This window comes from Shewanella sp. SR44-4, assembly GCF_014163715.1.
In the GTDB taxonomy this organism is placed as follows: domain Bacteria; phylum Pseudomonadota; class Gammaproteobacteria; order Enterobacterales; family Shewanellaceae; genus Shewanella.
Map to the genome: position 1 here is coordinate 1 of NZ_JACJDU010000161.1, position 344 is coordinate 344.

Annotated in this window: 2 tRNA genes; both read right to left on the bottom strand. The window is 45.1% G+C overall.

From position 1 onward, the window contains the following. Positions 1-5 precede the first annotated feature (5 nt). Positions 6-81, bottom strand: a tRNA-Glu gene (locus H5125_RS21890). A 118-nt stretch (positions 82-199) separates the two neighbouring features. Further along, positions 200-275: transfer RNA gene (locus tag H5125_RS21895), tRNA-Glu, on the bottom strand. Between the last annotated feature and the right edge of the window lie 69 nt (positions 276-344).

Below are 344 nucleotides of genomic sequence, written 5' to 3' on the forward strand. Positions count from 1 at the left end.
AAATATGGTATCCCATAGGGGATTCGAACCCCTGTTACCGCCGTGAAAGGGCGGTGTCCTAGGCCTCTAGACGAATGGGACACATTTGATACGTTATACTCTGTATCGAGTGAATACTCATTGGTGTCTGTAGGCTAAACACCAGTGCTATATAGATAATCAAAGAACTCTTTCGAATCATGTTCAACCATCTTAAATATGGTATCCCATAGGGGATTCGAACCCCTGTTACCGCCGTGAAAGGGCGGTGTCCTAGGCCTCTAGACGAATGGGACACATTTGATACGTTATACTCTGTATCGAGTGAATACTCATTGGTGTCTGTAGGCTAAACACCAGTGCTA